The 17,979-nt window shown below is 50.3% G+C and carries 16 protein-coding genes; 14 read left to right on the top strand and 2 right to left on the bottom strand.

Annotated elements, in window-relative coordinates; translation table 11 throughout:
• Positions 1-924 (bottom strand): histidine kinase (locus WIH05_RS11690; RefSeq protein WP_337425419.1); only part of this gene is annotated, 924 nt, incomplete at its 3' end.
• Between the two features lie 226 nt (positions 925-1,150).
• Between WIH05_RS11690 and WIH05_RS11685 the strand changes: the two genes are divergently transcribed.
• From WIH05_RS11685 to WIH05_RS11670, 4 genes are all read left to right on the top strand, one after another.
• The gene (locus WIH05_RS11685) at positions 1,151-2,431 is read left to right on the top strand and encodes a transcriptional regulator (RefSeq protein ID WP_022274182.1); all 1,281 of its coding nucleotides are present in this window, start codon (positions 1,151-1,153) and stop codon (positions 2,429-2,431) included.
• Between the two features lie 148 nt (positions 2,432-2,579).
• Complete coding sequence (locus WIH05_RS11680; protein ID WP_022274183.1) at positions 2,580-3,023, top strand: GtrA family protein; 444 nt, start codon at positions 2,580-2,582, stop codon at positions 3,021-3,023.
• A 27-nt stretch (positions 3,024-3,050) separates the two neighbouring features.
• Positions 3,051-5,537, top strand: a complete 2,487-nt coding sequence (locus tag WIH05_RS11675) for a YfhO family protein (RefSeq protein WP_337425418.1) — start codon at positions 3,051-3,053, stop codon at positions 5,535-5,537.
• 348 nt (positions 5,538-5,885) lie between these two features.
• Positions 5,886-6,779, top strand: coding sequence for a LysR family transcriptional regulator (locus tag WIH05_RS11670; protein WP_022274187.1), 894 nt, complete (start codon positions 5,886-5,888; stop codon positions 6,777-6,779).
• Positions 6,780-6,887: 108 nt separating this feature from the next.
• Here the strand turns inward: WIH05_RS11670 and WIH05_RS11665 are convergent, their stop codons facing one another.
• Positions 6,888-8,234: a butyryl-CoA:acetate CoA-transferase gene (locus WIH05_RS11665; RefSeq protein ID WP_022274188.1), complete on the bottom strand. Its 1,347-nt coding sequence runs from the start codon at positions 8,232-8,234 to the stop codon at positions 6,888-6,890.
• A gap of 281 nt (positions 8,235-8,515) precedes the next feature.
• Here WIH05_RS11665 and WIH05_RS11660 point away from each other — a divergent pair, with 281 nt between their 5' ends.
• From WIH05_RS11660 to WIH05_RS11615, 10 genes are all read left to right on the top strand, one after another.
• Positions 8,516-9,697 carry an acetyl-CoA C-acetyltransferase gene (locus WIH05_RS11660; RefSeq protein ID WP_022274189.1) on the top strand — a complete coding sequence of 394 codons (1,182 nt, stop codon included), beginning with the start codon at positions 8,516-8,518 and terminating at the stop codon, positions 9,695-9,697.
• A gap of 27 nt (positions 9,698-9,724) precedes the next feature.
• The gene (locus tag WIH05_RS11655) at positions 9,725-10,501 is read left to right on the top strand and encodes an enoyl-CoA hydratase-related protein (RefSeq protein WP_022274190.1); all 777 of its coding nucleotides are present in this window, start codon (positions 9,725-9,727) and stop codon (positions 10,499-10,501) included.
• Positions 10,502-10,541: 40 nt separating this feature from the next.
• The gene (locus WIH05_RS11650; protein WP_022274191.1) at positions 10,542-11,381 is read left to right on the top strand and encodes a 3-hydroxybutyryl-CoA dehydrogenase; all 840 of its coding nucleotides are present in this window, start codon (positions 10,542-10,544) and stop codon (positions 11,379-11,381) included.
• A 139-nt stretch (positions 11,382-11,520) separates the two neighbouring features.
• Positions 11,521-12,672 (top strand): acyl-CoA dehydrogenase, encoded by a 1,152-nt coding sequence (locus WIH05_RS11645; protein ID WP_022274192.1) that lies wholly within the window; start codon positions 11,521-11,523, stop codon positions 12,670-12,672.
• Between the two features lie 57 nt (positions 12,673-12,729).
• The gene (locus WIH05_RS11640; RefSeq protein ID WP_022274193.1) at positions 12,730-13,512 is read left to right on the top strand and encodes an electron transfer flavoprotein subunit beta/FixA family protein; all 783 of its coding nucleotides are present in this window, start codon (positions 12,730-12,732) and stop codon (positions 13,510-13,512) included.
• A gap of 54 nt (positions 13,513-13,566) precedes the next feature.
• The gene (locus WIH05_RS11635; RefSeq protein ID WP_022274194.1) at positions 13,567-14,616 is read left to right on the top strand and encodes an electron transfer flavoprotein subunit alpha/FixB family protein; all 1,050 of its coding nucleotides are present in this window, start codon (positions 13,567-13,569) and stop codon (positions 14,614-14,616) included.
• Positions 14,617-15,244: 628 nt separating this feature from the next.
• Positions 15,245-16,672, top strand: coding sequence for a DUF2075 domain-containing protein (locus tag WIH05_RS11630; protein ID WP_022272364.1), 1,428 nt, complete (start codon positions 15,245-15,247; stop codon positions 16,670-16,672).
• Positions 16,621-17,007, top strand: coding sequence for a DNA/RNA helicase domain-containing protein (locus WIH05_RS11625; RefSeq protein WP_022272365.1), 387 nt, complete (start codon positions 16,621-16,623; stop codon positions 17,005-17,007). The genes WIH05_RS11630 and WIH05_RS11625 overlap by 52 nt, the downstream gene beginning before the upstream one ends.
• A gap of 2 nt (positions 17,008-17,009) precedes the next feature.
• Positions 17,010-17,330: a nucleotide pyrophosphohydrolase gene (locus tag WIH05_RS11620; RefSeq protein ID WP_022272366.1), complete on the top strand. Its 321-nt coding sequence runs from the start codon at positions 17,010-17,012 to the stop codon at positions 17,328-17,330.
• A 197-nt stretch (positions 17,331-17,527) separates the two neighbouring features.
• Entirely contained in the window at positions 17,528-17,884 is a 357-nt protein-coding gene (locus WIH05_RS11615) for a TnpV protein (RefSeq protein ID WP_022272367.1), read from the top strand.
• The last annotated feature ends 95 nt before the right edge of the window (positions 17,885-17,979 follow it).

The raw sequence follows: 17,979 nt of genomic DNA, 5'->3' as shown, positions 1-17,979 counted from the left end.
CTCATAGTGCTCTCTGGTGATGAAGTTGTCAGAGCACTGGAAAACCAGACGGATATGGACGGGCCTGGTTTCCAGGATGTGATAGGTGGTGGCCTCCAGGATCTGGAGAAGGTCCTGGAAGCTCATCTGCTTTTCGTCGTATTCCTCGGAGATCTCCTGTTCGATGCCCTGAATGATGCGGATATAGTCCTTTTTGATCTCATGGACGTCCCGGGCAATGGACAGGGACATTTTTTTCATGTCGTCGGGCACGTCCATGGCCGACAGCCGCTCATAAAGCCGGTATGCGTTGCTCATGACAGATTCGATCTCTTCGGAGTTTTTCTTCATAAAATAGATCTCGTTTTTCAGCCCTGTGGTCATAAGAAACAGCCGCCGGTAGCGGTTTTCATGCTCCTCCTTTTTTAACAGGGTCCGGTACTGGCTTTCTGCCGCCAGGAACAGACAGGCAAGCAGGGTACGGAAAACGGCCACCAGGATCAGATATCCGGCCATGGAGGGGGAAAGGGTCCCGGAGCGGCCGCTTTCAAAGATACAGACCTCCAGCAGATTGGACAGCAGGTCGCAGAGGAACACCGACGGGAACAGCCGCCGGTAGGAGACAGTGGGCTTGCTGGGGACAAGGACAGAAAAAAGCAGTCCATAGCAGAGATAGAAAATGGAGTTGGTGGCCAGCTGTCCCGCCGTTTCCGGGGAGGAGGAGAGGCCGCTGGCTGCCAGAAAGAGGCGGAAAAGGAATACCACCGCCGCCGTTGTCACCGTGATCCGGATCGTGGAGATGCTTTTTCCGATGGTCATAAGGAGGATCGGGAGAAGGATCACAGCAGGGGAGATCCGGAAGCCGGATACAAATACGTTCCAGTAAAGCTGGGACGCCAGGGCCACGATGGTCCCGGTCAGAAGACTGCGTTTCCATTCATTCATGCATTTTTCCCCCTTGTTTTTCTCATCCTTCAATGTCATGATACGTTAAGAAAAGTCAAAAGTCAATGAACCCGGCTTAAGAATCTTTTGTGGGAACTGGGAAAAATGTACGAAAATAAAGCCGGAATCTTTATTTTTTTGTTGTAAGAAACGATGGATTCGATTATAATGGAAGCATAAAACGCAATCACTATATCGTGTTTAAGAAAGAGGAGGTTATTGGGACATGAAACCATATCATGAAATGTCAAAAGAGGAGCTTGCTTCCTTAAAGGAGCAGCTTACTGCTGTTTACAAAGAGTATCAGGGGAAAAATTTAAGCCTTAATATGGCCCGCGGAAAGCCAAGCCCGGACCAGTTAGATCTGTCTCTTCCGATGCTGGATGTTTTAAACAGCAAGAGCGATTTCATGACCGCTGACGGCGATGTGAGAAACTACGGTGTTCTGACCGGTATCCAGGAAGCAAAGGAATTAATGGGCGGAATGATGGACGCTCCCGCTGAGAACGTGATCATGTACGGAAGTGCCAGCCTTACTTTAATGTACGATACCGTATCCCGTTCCTATACCCACGGCGTAATGGGAAATACGCCCTGGTGCAAGCTGGACAAGGTGAAATTCCTCTGCCCGGTTCCCGGCTATGACAGACACTTTGCCATTACCCAGTTCTTCGGCATCGAAATGATCAATATCCCGCTCCATGAGGACGGCCCGGATATGGATCTGGTAGAGCAGTATGTAAACAACGACGAGGCTGTAAAGGGAATCTGGTGCGTACCGCTTTACTCCAACCCGTCCGGCCAGTGCTACTCTGACGAGGTCGTAAAACGCTTTGCAAACTTAAAACCGGCTGCAAAGGATTTCCGTATTTACTGGGATAACGCTTACTGCGTACATCACCTGTATCCGGATCATCCGTGCCACGTTCTGGATATCCTTTCCGAGTGTGAAAAGGCTGGAAACCCGGATATGGTATATAAATTCGGCTCCACCGCAAAGGTCACCTTCCCGGGCGCCGGAATTTCTGCCATCGCTACCTCCAAGGCCAACATCGAGGATATCAAGAAGCAGATGAATAACCAGCTGATCAGCCACGATAAGATCAACCAGCTCCGTCATGTACGTTTCTTCAAGAACTTAGACGGCATCAAGGCCCATATGGCGAAGCACGCCGAGCTCCTTCGTCCCAGATTCGAGGCTGTGGACGAGATCTTAAACAGAGAGTTGGCAGGCCTTGAGATCGGTCAGTGGACCAAGCCCCAGGGCGGATATTTCGTATCCTTTGACGCTTTAGACGGCTGCGCCAAAGCGATCGTTGCAAAGTGTAAAGAGGCAGGCGTTGTGATGACAGGCGCAGGCGCGACCTTCCCGTATGGTAAGGATCCCCACGACTCCAACATCCGTATCGCTCCGTCCTTCCCGTCCTTAGAGGACTTAAAGCTGGCTGCAGAGATATTCTGCGTATGCGTGAAGTTAGTGAGCATCGACAAATTACTGGAGGCATAAGCGTCAGCACGCTGGATAGAATTTCATATTTTTCGTCTTTTTGGGACTGGGCCTTAGATTTTGGGCCCAGTCCCTTTACTTTTTTGCCGGGCTATAATAAAATGAGGGAAGATTTTTAAAGATAAGATCTAAGATATGGGAGAAGAAAATGAAACATATAAAGAAAGAAGCGGATGGAACGGCCGGAAGCCGAAATCATGGGACCGTCCGGGAGGGAGCGGCGTATCTGGTCTTTGGAGTCCTTACGACCCTCATTGACTATGTGATCTCCAACGGCCTGTTTTATCTGGCCCATATGGACCCGGTGCCCGCCCAGTCCATTGCCTGGGCGGCGGCAGTGCTCTTTGCCTTTGTGACCAATAAGTGGTGGGTGTTTGGAAGCCATACCATGGAGCCCAGGGCCGTATGGGGGGAATTTACCTCCTTCGTCCTGTGCCGGATCGCCACCTTTTTATTTAATCTGGCCGCCATTTTCATCATGGTGGATATCCTAAAAATGGAATTTTTTATCTGCAAGCTGGCCATTTCCGTGGTGGTGGTGGTTTTAAACTACGTGCTCAGCAAGCTGGTGATCTTTACCCATAAAAATTAACGGACAGAAAAAGGAGTGCCTGGAGTCATGGAACCAAACAGCAGAAAAAGATCGACCCTGATCCGGCCGGGAGACGGGCTGGTCATTGCATTTTTTGTTCCGGTGGTCATTATGATCATCATTTTTATCCAGAGAGGGATCTTCCCCTTTGGTGAGGAGAGCTTTTTACGGACGGACATGTACCATCAGTATGCGCCGTTCTTCTCGGAATTCCAGCATAAGCTGCGGACCGGAGGCAGTCTTTTGTACAGCTGGGATGTGGGGATGGGAGTCAATTTTGCGGCCCTTTATGCCTATTACCTGGCCAGCCCCTTAAACTGGCTGGTGATCCTGTGCCCCAAGGCGTATATCATCGAGTTTATGACCGGTATGATCGTTGTGAAGATCGGTCTTTCGGGCCTGAGCTTCGCCTGGTATCTGAGAAAGCACTGCCATACAGAAACGGCTGCGGTTGGATATTTCGGGATCTTTTATGCCCTTTCCGGCTATATGGCTGCGTACAGCTGGAATATCATGTGGCTGGACTGCATCATCCTGTTCCCGCTGATCGTTCTTGGACTGGAGCGGCTGGTGAAGAACGGGAATGGATTTTTTTACTGCATCACACTGGGGCTTTCCATCCTTTCCAACTATTATATTTCCATCATGACCTGCCTGTTCATGGTGCTGTATTTTATTGCCCTTCTGATCCTGGAGAAGCCAGGGCCCATAAAAAAATACGTGATGGCCTGCGTCCGGTTCGGGCTCTTTTCCTTGATCGCCGGAGGGCTGGCGGCCCTTGTGCTTCTGCCGGAGGTGGCCGTTTTAAAGAGCACGGCTTCGGGAAATATGAATTTTCCAAAGACCCTTACGTCCTATTTCCCGATCTTTGACATGCTGGCCCGCCACATCGGCAATGTGGAGACGGAGACGGGGCTGGACCACTGGCCCAATATTTACTGCGGCGTGGCGGTATTTTTATTCTTCCTGCTGTACCTGGCGTGCAAAAAGATCTCTGCAAAGGAAAAAACCGTTTACTGCGGCCTGCTGCTGATCTTTTTTGCCAGCTTCTCCGTGAACGCCCTGAATTTTATCTGGCACGGGCTCCACTATCCCAACAGCCTCCCCTGCCGCCAGTCGTTTATTTATATTTTCCTCATGCTGTTTGTCTGCTTCCGGGCGTTCCAGTATTTGCGGGATATTCCCAGGCGCCATGTGGCCGCGGCGTTCTGGGGAAGCGTCTGCTTTGTGATCCTGGCGGAAAAGCTGGTGGAGCAGGAGCATTTCCACTTTGCTGTATATTACGTGGCCATCCTCTTCCTGGCGGCCTATACGGGACTCATATATTTATATAAGAAGAGAAGAAGAGAACTGGCGGCGTTTCTGGCCCTGGCCCTGGTGGCTGTGGAGGCGGCCGTCAATACCACAGTCACCAGCGTCACCACCACCAGCCGGGAGGCTTACACCAGGGATAATAAAGAGGTGCAGGCTCTGATGGAGAAGCTGGAGCCGGCGGAGGACTTTTATCGGGTGGAGAAAAAAACGAGAAAGACAAAAAATGACGGAGCATGGATGAATTTTCCGTCTGTATCCCTGTTTTCCTCCACTGCAAACGCAGATCTGACGAAGTTTTTCAAGCGCATGGGCTGCGAGGCCTCCACCAATGCATACAGCATCACTGGGAGCACCCCACTGGTGGACAGCCTGCTGTCGGTCCGCTATGCCCTGTATTCGGAATATATTCCCAATACGGATCTGGTCAATTACATCCAGGAGAGCGGAGGGACCTACCTGTATGAGAATCTGTATACCCTGCCTCTGGGCTTTGTCCTTCCTTACGATCTGGCGGACAACTGGCAGTATCAGATGGAGAATCCGGCGGAGGTGCAGAATGATCTGTGCCTGCTTTTGGGAACCGACGATGTCCTGGTGCCGGTGGAGACAGAGGTTTCCGGATCTGGGTGTACCTTCACCGCGGATATGGCCGGGGAATATTATGTATATATCCAGAATAAAAAGGTAAAGAATGTCAAGGCCTCCCTGCCATCGGGAGAAAAGAATTTCAGCAATGTGGACCGGGGATACCTGCTGGAAATGGGAAATCTTTCTGAGGGGAGCCGGATCACCCTGACGCCGGGAGAGTCCGGGGAGACTCTTACGGCAGCCGTTTACCGTTTCTCTCCCAGGGCCATGATCCAGGTCCATGACCGCCTGTCCCAGTCGCCGCTCCACCTGGACAGCTGGAGGGACACGAAGCTTACAGGAACGGTAACTGCTGCAGAATCCGGTACTTTGTTCCTTTCCATCCCCTATGATGAGGGCTGGACCATCACCATCGACGGTCAGCCGGCGGAGGGGGAAAAGATCCTGGAGGCATTCCTGTCTGTTCCGGTGGAAGCGGGGACCCATGAGATCTCCTTAATCTACATGCCCGGAGGACTTGTGCCGGGAGCGATCCTTTCGGGAGTCTCCCTGGCAGTCCTGGCTCTCCTGTGGCTTGTAAAACGCCGCCGCTCTGGCCGCGCCGGGGCGTAGGATCGTCCCGGAGAGCCGCTGCTCCATACGGAAAAAACCGCTGCATACCAGATACGCGGCGGTTTTTTTCAGTATTAATATCAATATGGAAAGGGGAAGGAAGGCCCCTGAATCCCGTATTTAATCGTTGGGCTCACAGTTTTCCCAAAGCTCGTTCAGTTCCATGGTCATATTGATCCCTCCTTAGAATCAAGACATTCATTCCTGGGAAGCGGTGGATCCGAAGCCGCGTTCCTGTTGTTTTTTCTCATGGGCATACTATAACACTCCCGGCTTTCGTTGTAAAATGTTTAATTTTTTGATATAATGTTAATAACTATTAACATTTTGGGCAGGGGGAGGCTGTATATGACATTCCTGGAGATCGAAGCATTCTTAAAGATAACAGAAACGGGCAGCTTTTCTGCCGCCGCCGAGGCCCTTTACGTGACCCAGCCGGCTCTGGGGCGCAGGATCCGCGCCATGGAGGAGGAGCTGGGATATCCTCTTTTTGTCCGTGGGAAGGGCCTCAGAAGGGTGGAGCTGACCCGTCAGGGCCACGCCTTCATCGGGATCGCCCACCGGTGGCAGGCCCTGTGGAACGAGACCCGGGAGGCGGCGCTTTTAGCGCCGTCCAGAAACTTTTATGTGGCCAGCGTGGGGAGCCTGCTGGCGTTCATGCTTCCCACAGTGTTCCGCACCTTTATGAAGGAGAATCCGGAATGCAGCCTCCACGTATCGACCCTTCACTCCAGCGAGGCTTATTCCTATGTGGGCAACCGGTCCGTGGACATAGCCTTTATCACAGATCCCATTTATTCTTCTTCAGTCGGAACCCATATCCTTTTTAAGGAGAAGCTCTGCCTGGTGGCGGGAAAGGAGCTGAACCTGCCGGAGCATGTGAGGATCCGGGAGCTGGATCCGCAGCTGGAGATCCGCACCATGTGGGACCGGAATTTTGAAGCCTGGCACAGCTATTTTTTTGGAGATAAAGCCATTCCCAGGATGTATCTGGACGAGATGGGATTTCTTCAGTACTTTACCCAGAGCGGGGATAACTGGGCGTTTCTTCCCATCTCCATTGCCAGGACGGTCTTAAGGGATGCGCCGGTGTCCATCCATACCCTGGATGTGGAGCCGCCAAGCCGGACCCTTTATTACCTGGACCGGCTGGACGACCGCTCACCGTACCAGGAGCACCTTTTAAGGCTCTGCAGACAGAAGCTGTCCCAGGAAGAGGGGATCCGGGTGGAGGAGGAATAAAAAAGAAAGACGGAGCAGAAAAAAATGGCCGCCCTGGAAGCTGGAACAGCTCCCGGGACGGCCACTGAAATTTTATGAGGTTCAGGATGGATGCAGCGTTTCTGGTCCTTACCGTTTATTGCTGCGTCTCCAGATGTGCATTTTTTCCGCTTCGGCAATGAGCTCGTCGCGGAACTGGGGATGGGCGATGGAGATGATGGCCTCAGCCCTCTGCCAGGTGGACAGGCCCTTTAAGTTCACCATGCCGTACTCCGTTACCAGGTGATGGGTATTGGCACGGGTGTCTGTAACGATGGAGCCCGGATTTAAGGTGGGAAGGATCCGGGATTTTAACTGGCCGTCCTTTGTCTTAAAGGTGGAGGAGCAGCAGATGAAGCTCTTTCCGCCCTTGGAAAGGTATGCGCCCAGAACGAAATCCAGCTGTCCGCCGGCGCCGCTGATGTGCTTGATCCCTGCGGATTCGGCATTTACCTGTCCGAACAGATCCAGGTCCACGGCGTTGTTGATGGACATGAAGTTATCCAGGGCAGAGATGGTGCGGATGTCGTTGGTGTAGCTTACGGGAGCAGACATACATTCCGGATTCCGGTTCAGATAGTCGTACAGCTTTTTTGTACCTGCGCCGAAGCCGTAGACCTGGCGGCCTTTATCGATATTTTTCTTTGCGCCGGTGATCTTTCCGGCCATGGCGATATCGACGAAGGCATCCACATACATTTCTGTATGGACGCCCAGATCCTTTAAGTCAGATTTTGCGATCAGGGAGCCGACGGCGTTGGGCATTCCGCCGATGCCTAACTGTAAGCAGGCACCGTCGGGGATCTCGTTTACGATCAGCTTTGCCACGGCCTCGTCCACCTCTGTGGCGGGGGCTCCGGCCATTTCCGGGATAGAAGGATTATCGCCCTCTACGATCATATCTACTTTGGAGATGTGGATGCCTTCTTCAGTTCCGCCGTAGCAGACCGGCATATTTTCATTGACCTCCACGATCACGGTCCTGGAAGTCTCGCAGACAGCAGCCAGGTGGGATGCGTTGGGGCCGAAGTTAAAGAAGCCGTGCTCGTCCATGGGGGCTGCCTGGAAGACGGCCACGTCCGGACGGTTTTCTTCGGACATATCCCGGTAGAAGCGGGGCAGCTCCGAATAGCGCATGGGGCCATAGAAGGCAAAGCCCTGGGCTATGGCTTTTCTCTCGATGCCGCTCATATGCCAGGAGTTCCAGGTGAAGTGGTCAGCCGGGTTTTCGATCTTGAAGATCTCGGGGACCCACATGAGGATGCCGCCGCGGAAGTTGACGTTATAAAGCTCCGGAAGCCTTTTGGCGATCTCCGCATCCACAGCCACCGGAGTGCTGGTAGTCCAGGCGTAATCGACCCAGTCGCCGGATTTTACGGTTTTTGCCGCTTCGCTGGCGGACACAAGCTTGTCCTGATACATTTTTCTGATATCCATGGTTTAGGACCTCATTTCTAAGATATTCTTTCACTGTCCGGAGCCAGAAACCCGGGCAGAATTTTTATTCATTTTTCATTTTAGCATTTTCTAAATGGACGGTCAATAATTTCACGAAATTATAAAAAAAGAAGGCTGAATGTTTATAAAAAATACATGAAAAACCATGCTTGTTATTTGACAGGCCAATTATTTGGTGATATGATTATGATACATCATATTGTCGGAGGATACGGGCTTTTTCCGACCTCCGGCGATGGTATAATGAGGAGGAAAATCATATGGCAAAGAAAATCGTACTGGCAGGTGCATGCCGTACAGCCATCGGCACAATGGGAGGCGCTTTAAGCACCGTACCGGCGGCTGATCTGGGCGCGGTTGTGATCAGGGAGGCCTTAAAGAGAGCCGGTGTGGCTCCCGACCAGGTGGACCAGGTCTACATGGGCTGTGTGATCCAGGCCGGACAGGGACAGAACGTGGCCCGTCAGGCTTCCATCAATGCAGGACTTCCCATCGAGGTTCCGGCAGTTACCATTAACGTGGTATGCGGTTCTGGTTTACAGAGCGTCAACATGGCAGCCCAGATGATCGAGGCAGGCGATGCAGATATCGTCGTTGCCGGCGGCTGCGAGAACATGTCCCTGGCTCCCTATGCGATGATGAAGGGCCGCTACGGCTACCGCATGGGCAATGCCGAGCTGGTGGATACGATGGTAAACGACGCGTTATGGGATGCATTCAACCATTACCACATGGGAATCACTGCCGAAAATATCTGCGACCAGTGGGGACTCACAAGAGAAGAACTGGACAAGTTCGCTATGGTGAGCCAGAACAAGTGCGAGGCAGCCCAGAAGGCAGGCGCATTTAAGGATGAGATCGTTCCGGTGGAGGTAAAAACAAAGAAAACCACCATCCTTGTAGATACGGACGAGGGCCCCAGAGCAGGCTCCAATATGGAGGCTCTTGGAAAGCTGCGTCCGGCGTTTAAGAAAGACGGTATGGTGACCGCAGGCAACGCCTCCGGCATCAACGACGGTGCAGCAGCTGTTGTAGTGATGAGCGAAGAGAAGGCGAAGGAGCTGGGCGTTACTCCCATGGCCACATGGGTAGCCGGAGCCCTTGCAGGCGTTGAGCCCCGTATCATGGGCATCGGTCCCGTGGCTGCCACGAAGAAGGTAATGGCAAAGGCTGGAATGGAGATCGGCGATTTTGACGTGATCGAGGCCAACGAGGCATTTGCCGCCCAGTCTGTGGCAGTAGGAAAAGAGCTTGGTTTTGATCTGGAAAAATTAAATCCCAACGGCGGAGCCATCGCCCTGGGCCATCCGGTGGGAGCGTCCGGCTGCCGTATCCTGGTGACCCTGCTCCACGAAATGCAGAAGATGGATGCAAAGACAGGTCTTGCAACGCTCTGCATCGGCGGCGGCATGGGCTGCGCCACCATCGTAAAGAGGGATTGATCTTAAACTGAGCAGGAGGCGACCGGAATGAGCTTTGTTACATACGAGCAGGACGGCTATGTTGGCGTGATCACCATCAACCGCCCGGAAGCTTTGAATGCGTTAAATGTCCAGGTATTAAAGGACCTGGATGCTGTGATCGACAATATCAATCTGGATGAGACAAGGGCCGTCATCGTGACCGGAGCCGGGGAGAAGGCCTTTGTGGCCGGAGCCGACATTGCGGCCATGAGCACTATGACCGTAAAGGAAGGCCGTGAATTCGGAAAATTCGGAAACGATATCTTCAGGAAGCTGGAAACGCTTCCGATCCCCACCATTGCGGCTGTCAATGGATTTGCCCTTGGCGGCGGCAACGAGCTGGCCATGAGCTGTGACATCCGCTACTGCTCCGACAATGCAGTGTTCGGGCAGCCGGAGGTGGGCCTGGGGATCACCCCGGGCTTTGGAGGGACCCAGCGCCTTGTGAGAGTCGTTGGGACCGGAAAGGCAAAAGAAATGGTATTCACCGGCCAGAACATCAAAGCCGATGAAGCATACAGGATCGGCCTGGTAAACGGCGTATATCCCAGAGAGGAGCTGATGCCGGCAGTCATGAAGCTGGCACAGAAGATCGCGTCCAACGCGCCCATCGCTGTGAGAAACAGCAAGCGGGCGGTGACGGACGGGTTCCTCTCGGATCTGGACCATGCCATCGCCATAGAGGAGCAGTATTTCTCCGAGTGCTTCGAGACAGAGGACCAGAGAGAGGGAATGAAGGCTTTTCTTGAAAAACGGAAGGTTGAAAAATTCAACAACCGGTAATGGCGGGGGAGCTCCCCCATAAACGTAAGGAGGCAGAATCATGAAGGTTGGTGTGATTGGAGCCGGAACCATGGGTTCCGGGATCGCACAGGCATTTGCCCAGACAGAGGGCTATGAAGTAATGCTCTGCGATATCAATGAGACGTTTGCTGCAAATGGTAAAAATAAAATTGCAAAAGGGTTTGAAAAAAGGATCGCCAAGGGGAAGATGACCCAGGAGGACGCAGATAAGATCCTTGCAAAGATCACCACAGGTGTGAAGGATATCTGCGGAGACTGTGATCTGATCGTGGAGGCTGCCATTGAAAATATGGAGATCAAGAAGCAGACCTTCAGAGAGCTGGACGCGATCTGCAAGCCGGAGTGTATCTTCGCTACCAATACCTCTTCCCTGTCCATCACAGAGATCGGAGCAGGCATTAACCGCCATGTGGTGGGAATGCATTTCTTTAATCCGGCTCCGGTGATGAAGCTGGTGGAGGTCATCGCGGGACTGAATACGGATCCCGAAGCGGTTGAGACGGTAAAGAAGATCTCTGAGGAGATCGGAAAAACGCCGGTACAGGTGGAGGAGGCCGCCGGTTTCGTCGTAAACCGGATCCTGATCCCAATGATCAATGAGGCCATCGGTATTTACGCCGAAGGCGTTGCGTCTGTGGAAGGCATCGATACAGCCATGAAGCTGGGCGCAAACCATCCCATGGGCCCCCTGGCCCTGGGCGACCTGATCGGCCTGGACGTGGTCCTGGCTATCATGAACGTTCTGGAAACAGAAACAGGAGATCCCAAATACCGTCCCCATCCGCTTCTTAAGAAGATGGTGCGCGGAGGCCTTCTGGGACAGAAGACCGGCAAGGGATTTTATGACTATTCCCGCTAGGAATTACCGGGAAGGAAAACGGGTCCAGCCCGCGGGGATTCCCACGGGCCGGACTGTATGTCTGGGAACATAGAGAGGATGCCGCATCCACATTCTCTTATGTTATATATGATACAATTCACAAGGAGGAACTAAAAACATGGATTTTACATTAAGTAAAGAGCATGAGATGGCGAGAACATTATTCCATGATTTCGCTGAAAAAGAAGTTAAGCCTCTCGCTCAGGAAGTTGACGAGACAGAGCATTTCCCGAGAGAGACCGTTGAAAAAATGGCTAAGAACGGTTTCCTGGGAATTCCGGTTCCGAAGGAATACGGCGGACAGGGCTGCGACCCGCTCTGCTATGCAATGTGCGTAGAGGAGCTGTCCAAGGTATGCGGTACCACAGGCGTTATCGTTTCCGCACATACCTCTCTTTGCTGTGATCCGATCCAGACCTATGGTACAGAAGAGCAGAAGCAGAAATATCTGGTTCCGCTGGCAAAGGGCGAGAAGTTAGGCGCATTCGGCTTAACTGAGCCGGGCGCTGGTACAGACGCCCAGGGTCAGCAGACAAAGGCTGTTCTGGACGGCGACGAGTGGGTATTAAACGGCTCCAAGATCTTTATCACAAACGGTAAAGAGGCTGACGTTTATGTGATCATCGCCGTTACAGGCATGGTTGAGAAGAGAGGCAGAATGCAGAAGGAGATCTCCGCATTCCTGGTGGAAAAAGGAACTCCGGGCTTCAGCTTCGGTACAAAAGAGAAGAAGATGGGTATCAGAGGATCCGCTACATACGAGCTGATCTTTACAGACTGCCGCATTCCGAAGGAAAACATGTTAGGAAAGCAGGGCGAGGGCTTCAAGATCGCCATGCATACTCTTGACGGCGGACGTATCGGTATTGCTGCCCAGGCTCTTGGCCTTGCAGAGGGCGCTCTGGAGAGAACCATCGAGTATGTAAAGGAAAGAAAGCAGTTCGGCCGCGCGATCGGTCAGTTCCAGAATACACAGTTCCAGCTTGCTGATATGGCGACAAAGGTACAGGCCGCACAGTACATGGTATACCGCGCAGCCGTTGCAAAGGCAACACAGAAGACATATTCTGTTGAAGCAGCTATGGCAAAACTGTATGCAGCAGAGGTTGCTATGGAAGTAACAACCAAGGCTGTCCAGCTCCACGGTGGTTATGGCTACATCAGAGAGTACGACGTAGAGCGCATGATGCGCGATGCGAAGATCACAGAGATCTATGAGGGTACCAGCGAAGTTCAGAGAATGGTAATCTCCAGCGCTCTGTTAAAATAAGATCTGACAGCACGAAAAAAACCGGAAAATAAACGAATAATTAAGGAGTGAAATACAGTGAAAGTAGTTGTTTGTATTAAACAGGTGCCGGATACTAAGGGCGGCGTAAAGTTTAAACCAGATGGAACTCTTGACAGAGCAGCAATGCTCACAATCATGAACCCGGATGATAAGGCAGGTCTGGAGGCAGCTCTCCGCTTAAAGGACCAGTATGGTGCAGAGGTTACAGTTGTTACCATGGGTCTTCCGAAGGCTGAGGAGGTTCTTCGTGAGGCTATGGCTATGGGCGCTGATAACGGTATCCTCGTTACAGACCGTGTGCTCGGCGGTGCAGACACATGGGCCACATCCCAGACTCTTGCAGGCGCTTTAAGAAACCTGGATTACGATCTGATCATCACGGGCCGTCAGGCGATCGATGGAGATACCGCACAGGTTGGACCGCAGATCTCCGAGCATCTTGGGATCCCGGTAATCAGCTATGCACAGGAGATCCAGATCGACGGCGATTCTGTGATCGTAAAACGTCAGTATGATGACAGATATCATATGTTAAAAGCAAAGATGCCGTGTCTGATCACAGCACTTTCTGAATTAAATGAGCCGCGTTACATGACTCCGGGCGGAATCTTTGACGCATATAAGAAGGACATCACTGTATGGGGCAGAAACGACTTAAAGGACGTTCTGGACTCCAACCTGGGTCTGAAGGGATCCCCGACTCAGATCGCAAAGGCATCTGACAAGGTAAGAAAGGGCGCCGGTGAAAAGGTTGTTCTGGATCCGACAGCTTCTGTAAATTACATTGTGGACAAACTTACAGAGAAGCACGTGCTGTAAGATACAGCTACGTCAAAAAGCGAATTCATAGAATAAAGAAAGTGGTGAACAGTAATGAACTTGGAAGAATATAAGGGTGTATATGTCTTTGCGCAGCAGGTTGATAACGAAGTGAGCAGCATCGCTTTGGAGCTGATCGGCAAAGGTAAAGACTTAGCAAAAGATTTAAATACTACTGTAACAGCAGTTTTAGTAGGTTCCAACGTAATGGGACTGACTGAGATCCTTGGCGAGTACGGCGCTGACAGAGTCATCGTTGTAGATGATCCGGAATTAAAAGAGTACAGAACTGAGCCCTATACCCATGCTCTGGCATCTGTGATCGAGAAGTACAAACCGGACGTATTCCTGATCGGTGCAACAGCCATCGGCCGTGACCTTGGTCCCCGTGTCTGCGCACGCATCCATACAGGTCTGACCGCTGACTGTACACAGCTGGATATCGGCGATTTCCCGCTGGTTCCCACACCGGGCAAGGAGCAGAAGCACAACCAGCTTCTCATGACCCGTCCGGCATTCGGCGGAAACACCATCGCAACCATCGCCTGCCCGGAATTCCGTCCGCAGATGGCAACCGTTCGTCCCGGCGTTATGCAGAAGCTTCCGCGTGAGGCTGGAAGAAAGGCCGAGATCGAAGAGTTCAATCCCGGATTTGTTCCCAACGAGAAATACGTTGAGATCATGGAAGTCGTTAAGGCTGTTTCCAACGTTGCCGATATCATGGATGCAAAGATCCTTGTTTCCGGCGGCCGTGGCGTAGGAAGCCCGGAGAACTTCAAGATCCTCGACGAGCTGGCTGAGGCCATCGGCGGCACCGTAAGCTGCTCCCGTGCAGTTGTAGACGCTGGCTGGAAGCCGAAGGATCTTCAGGTTGGACAGACTGGCAAGACCGTTCGTCCCCATGTTTACTTTGCCATCGGTATCTCCGGAGCGATCCAGCACGTGGCTGGTATGGAAGAGTCCGACATCATCATTGCCATCAACAAAGATGAGTCTGCTCCGATCTTCGACGTTGCCGATTACGGCGTAGTAGGCGACCTGAACAAGATCGTTCCGGTTCTTACCCAGAAGATCAAAGAAGCAAAAGCAGCAGCTGGCAAATAAGAGCGAAGCTGAAACATAAAATCTGATCAGAATAAACAACCACATGTGGAACGGAAGTACAATCATTAGAACGGGAATACATAAAATAGGACGGAAAGACACTTAGCAGAACGGAAAAACATAAAAGAGGACGGAAAGACACTTAGCAGAACGGAAAAACACAGAAAAGAACGGAAGAACAACCTTTAGAACGGTATGACCATAAGAAGCCTGACCGTGTCCAGTGAACTGGCCGGGAGGGCTTCTTTTTTGTGCAGATTTTTTAGGAATTGAGCTTTCAGATAAAGTGGATGGATCTCCATATACCGGGCAGGTGAGGGATATCCCAAAGGATTGTTTGTAAAAAACTGGGGTTCTGGCGGGCATGAAGAAGGCGAGGAGACGGGGAAAAGAAAGGGGGAAAATAATTGAAACTATTTTTCAGATGGAATATACTATAATATAGATAACGAGCAGCGGATCTCAATATATAGAACCTCATTTGCAGCGGCCAGATACTAAAAATGGGGAAGTTTACAAAGGTGAATTTCAATCTTGTGTATAGAGGGGTAAAAGCCAGAGGTGGAGTTGATGGGGTATTGACTGTTTTCGACAGTTGATGCACAAAAGATAAGAAAGGCAGGAGAAAATGGGCATTCATGTAGCACCGCCAATTATCAAGAACATAAAAGACAGCCGGGATGCTTTGGATTTCTTTGAAATGGTGTCCTTGCCTGCCGAAGATGAGAGAACGCAGGAAATCATCAGGAACTTTCCAACGGTGTATATTCATAACTGGGAAGAAGATGGCGAATATGAAGTTTATGTCGGTGAATCAAATGATATTTTTAAAAGAACGCGCCAACACTATGACCTGTCATTTGACAGATCAAGATGGCAGAGCAGGCTGGCGGAAAAAAACGCCAGTTTGTTTATCATTGGACACGAACATTTTAATAAATCATTAACGCTTGATATAGAAAACCGTTTAATGCATTATATGATGAGCGTTGAATGTGTAAAACATTTACATAATCTGCGTGATAATCCACAGGCAAGCTATTATCCAATGGAAGAACTGGATGAAATCTTTGGTAAGATATGGAAAGGGCTGCGCAAGGAAAACGGAATCCTGTTTCCAGCAGAAAGTGCAATAAAAGATTCCGCAATATATAAGGCTTCGCCGCTCCATAAGCTTACAAAAGACCAGGAAAGAGCGAAAGACCTGATTATCGAGAAGGTTGCAAAAGCACGAAAGAGTGGAGAAGCAAAGCAGCTTATTTTTATTGACGGAGAGGCTGGTACTGGAAAGACGGTTCTCAACAGCAGTACCTTTTATGAATTGTATTGTATGGCAGAAGAAAATAATAAGGATCTGAACTGCCAGCTTCTGGTTAACCACGATGAGCAGATTACGGTGTACGAGCAGATAGCAGAAAAATTGGGTTTGACTGGAAAGTATGGAAAGGTCGTGAGTAAACCTACTGCATTTATTAACAGTCATTCTGAGGACGAGCCTGTGGATGTAGCATTTGTAGATGAAGCGCATTTGCTGCTTACACAAGGAAAGCAATCATATAGAGGTAAAAATCAGCTAAAAGATATTATCGACAGAGCACGGGTGACGATCGTAATGTTTGATGAAAACCAAATCCTTACAGCAGAGCAGTTTTGGGAAGCGCAGATCCTTGAAGGGTTTCGAAACCAGGCAAAACGATCGGGCAATCACATCGTGCTGGATAAGCAGCTTCGTATGCAGGTCGATGAAGAAACCATGGACTGGATCGATGCTTTTACAAAGAGAAGAGAATTGAAGAAGATCCCAAGGATAATAGGCGGATATAGCATCAAAATTTTTGATGAACCAGAATTGCTCGATCTGGAGATCCAGAAAAGGGCTAAAGAGAGTGATTCTATGCTGTCAAGGATCATAGCAACGTATGATTGGGAATATAGTTCCGGCCGTAAGCCAGAAGACCGGCTAATGAAATATTGGGAGGTGTTCATAGGAAACTGGCATAAACCATGGAACAGGGAATTAGAGGCGGATCTTTCGAGACAGGAAAAAGAAGATTAAAAGGACTGTCATGGGCTGAACAGCCGCAGACCATCAACGAGGTGGGCTCTACATTTACGATCCAGGGATTTGATCTAAACTATGCGGGCGTGATCCTGGGGCCTTCTGTGAAATACAGGGATGGGAAAATAATATTCGATCCGTCTGCCAGCCGCAATGAAAAAGCGGTCCGGAACAGAACTTTATCGGACGGGACGAAACAGAAATTTGGCGAAATATTGATCCAGCATGAAGTGAGGGTGCTCATGACACGGGGAGTAAATGGGCTGTACATATATGCGTGTGACCCAGAGCTTCGGGCGGCACTGCTCAGAGCAGAGAGGGAAAGGGAGTAATTATGAAACAGGAAACCATAGACAGAATCAGAAAGTTTACAGAGGACCGCGACTGGGATCAGTTTCATTCACCAGCGAACCTTGCAAAATCGATCGTTATCGAGGCGGCGGAATTGCTGGAGTGCTTTCAATGGTCGGATGGAGAATATGATCTTCAGCATGTCAAGGAAGAGCTTGCAGACGTTATGGTATACAGTCAGAATTTACTGGATAAATTGGGATTAGATGCAGACGAGATCGTGAATATGAAAATGACGATGAATGAGGCTAAATACCCGGTTGAGAAGGCAAAGGGGAAGGCAGATAAGTATGACCGGTTGTAGGGATAGAAGGTGATATTTATTTGTAATGGCATGATATCAGCCGATCCTAGAAAATATCTTTAAAATCAAAGATTTTCTGCACTCAACCACCCTTAGGTACGCCATTTTGTATGCCAATTTTTTTGAAACTCCGATATGAAAAATGCACATCTTGAACCGATTTCCGCTGTGAAAATATAAAAATCACGGAGGAAACTATGATGAAGAAGCAGAAAGACTGTATGCCTGTGAGATACTGTTTCATCCCGGTAATCGAATTCCAGTCAGTGGAAGATAAATTTTTGAATAAGTACGGCAGAATGCGCAGAGAATTTCTGGAGGAACAGAATCCAATGTTTTTTGATGATCGGGTGCTGACGGAGCAGCTGTTTCCACATTTGTATGAAGTGCAGGAAATTGCGGAGAAGAGAGTAGAAGTCATCATGGCAGGACTGTTGGAAAAGAATCCGGCACCGGATAGGGGAATGGATGCTATGGATTGGATAAGACACATGAATGTGCCGAGAGAAATGGAGGAAGATCTGGTGGTTAGGGAAGTGATTTATAGCGGATAAATCTGATGCTGAGCCGGCTGAATAAGCTGGCTCTGTGCAGTAAAAATGGGAAAATTGATTTTGATAGATAAAATCAACGATAAAATAAAGAAAAA

Origin of the sequence: Alitiscatomonas sp. (genome assembly GCF_037242085.1) — a bacterium.
GTDB lineage: Bacteria > Bacillota > Clostridia > Lachnospirales > Lachnospiraceae > Alitiscatomonas > Alitiscatomonas aceti.
The sequence above is the reverse complement of the archived record's forward strand: the minus strand, read 5'-3'. Positions and strand labels throughout refer to the sequence as shown.

What these genes read in the sequence shown, in the direction of transcription:
- WIH05_RS11625 (WP_022272365.1), top strand. Translation starts at nt 16,621, where the DNA reads ATGGAACAGGGAATTAGAGGCGGATCTTTCGAGACAGGAAAAAGAAGA.
- WIH05_RS11615 (WP_022272367.1), top strand. Translation starts at nt 17,528, where the DNA reads ATGATGAAGAAGCAGAAAGACTGTATGCCTGTGAGATACTGTTTCATC.
- WIH05_RS11635 (WP_022274194.1), top strand. Translation starts at nt 13,567, where the DNA reads ATGAACTTGGAAGAATATAAGGGTGTATATGTCTTTGCGCAGCAGGTT.
- WIH05_RS11680 (WP_022274183.1), top strand. Translation starts at nt 2,580, where the DNA reads ATGAAACATATAAAGAAAGAAGCGGATGGAACGGCCGGAAGCCGAAAT.
- WIH05_RS11655 (WP_022274190.1), top strand. Translation starts at nt 9,725, where the DNA reads ATGAGCTTTGTTACATACGAGCAGGACGGCTATGTTGGCGTGATCACC.
- WIH05_RS11670 (WP_022274187.1), top strand. Translation starts at nt 5,886, where the DNA reads ATGACATTCCTGGAGATCGAAGCATTCTTAAAGATAACAGAAACGGGC.
- WIH05_RS11620 (WP_022272366.1), top strand. Translation starts at nt 17,010, where the DNA reads ATGAAACAGGAAACCATAGACAGAATCAGAAAGTTTACAGAGGACCGC.
- WIH05_RS11630 (WP_022272364.1), top strand. Translation starts at nt 15,245, where the DNA reads ATGGGCATTCATGTAGCACCGCCAATTATCAAGAACATAAAAGACAGC.
- WIH05_RS11660 (WP_022274189.1), top strand. Translation starts at nt 8,516, where the DNA reads ATGGCAAAGAAAATCGTACTGGCAGGTGCATGCCGTACAGCCATCGGC.
- WIH05_RS11685 (WP_022274182.1), top strand. Translation starts at nt 1,151, where the DNA reads ATGAAACCATATCATGAAATGTCAAAAGAGGAGCTTGCTTCCTTAAAG.
- WIH05_RS11675 (WP_337425418.1), top strand. Translation starts at nt 3,051, where the DNA reads ATGGAACCAAACAGCAGAAAAAGATCGACCCTGATCCGGCCGGGAGAC.
- WIH05_RS11645 (WP_022274192.1), top strand. Translation starts at nt 11,521, where the DNA reads ATGGATTTTACATTAAGTAAAGAGCATGAGATGGCGAGAACATTATTC.
- WIH05_RS11650 (WP_022274191.1), top strand. Translation starts at nt 10,542, where the DNA reads ATGAAGGTTGGTGTGATTGGAGCCGGAACCATGGGTTCCGGGATCGCA.
- WIH05_RS11665 (WP_022274188.1), bottom strand. Translation starts at nt 8,234, where the DNA reads ATGGATATCAGAAAAATGTATCAGGACAAGCTTGTGTCCGCCAGCGAA.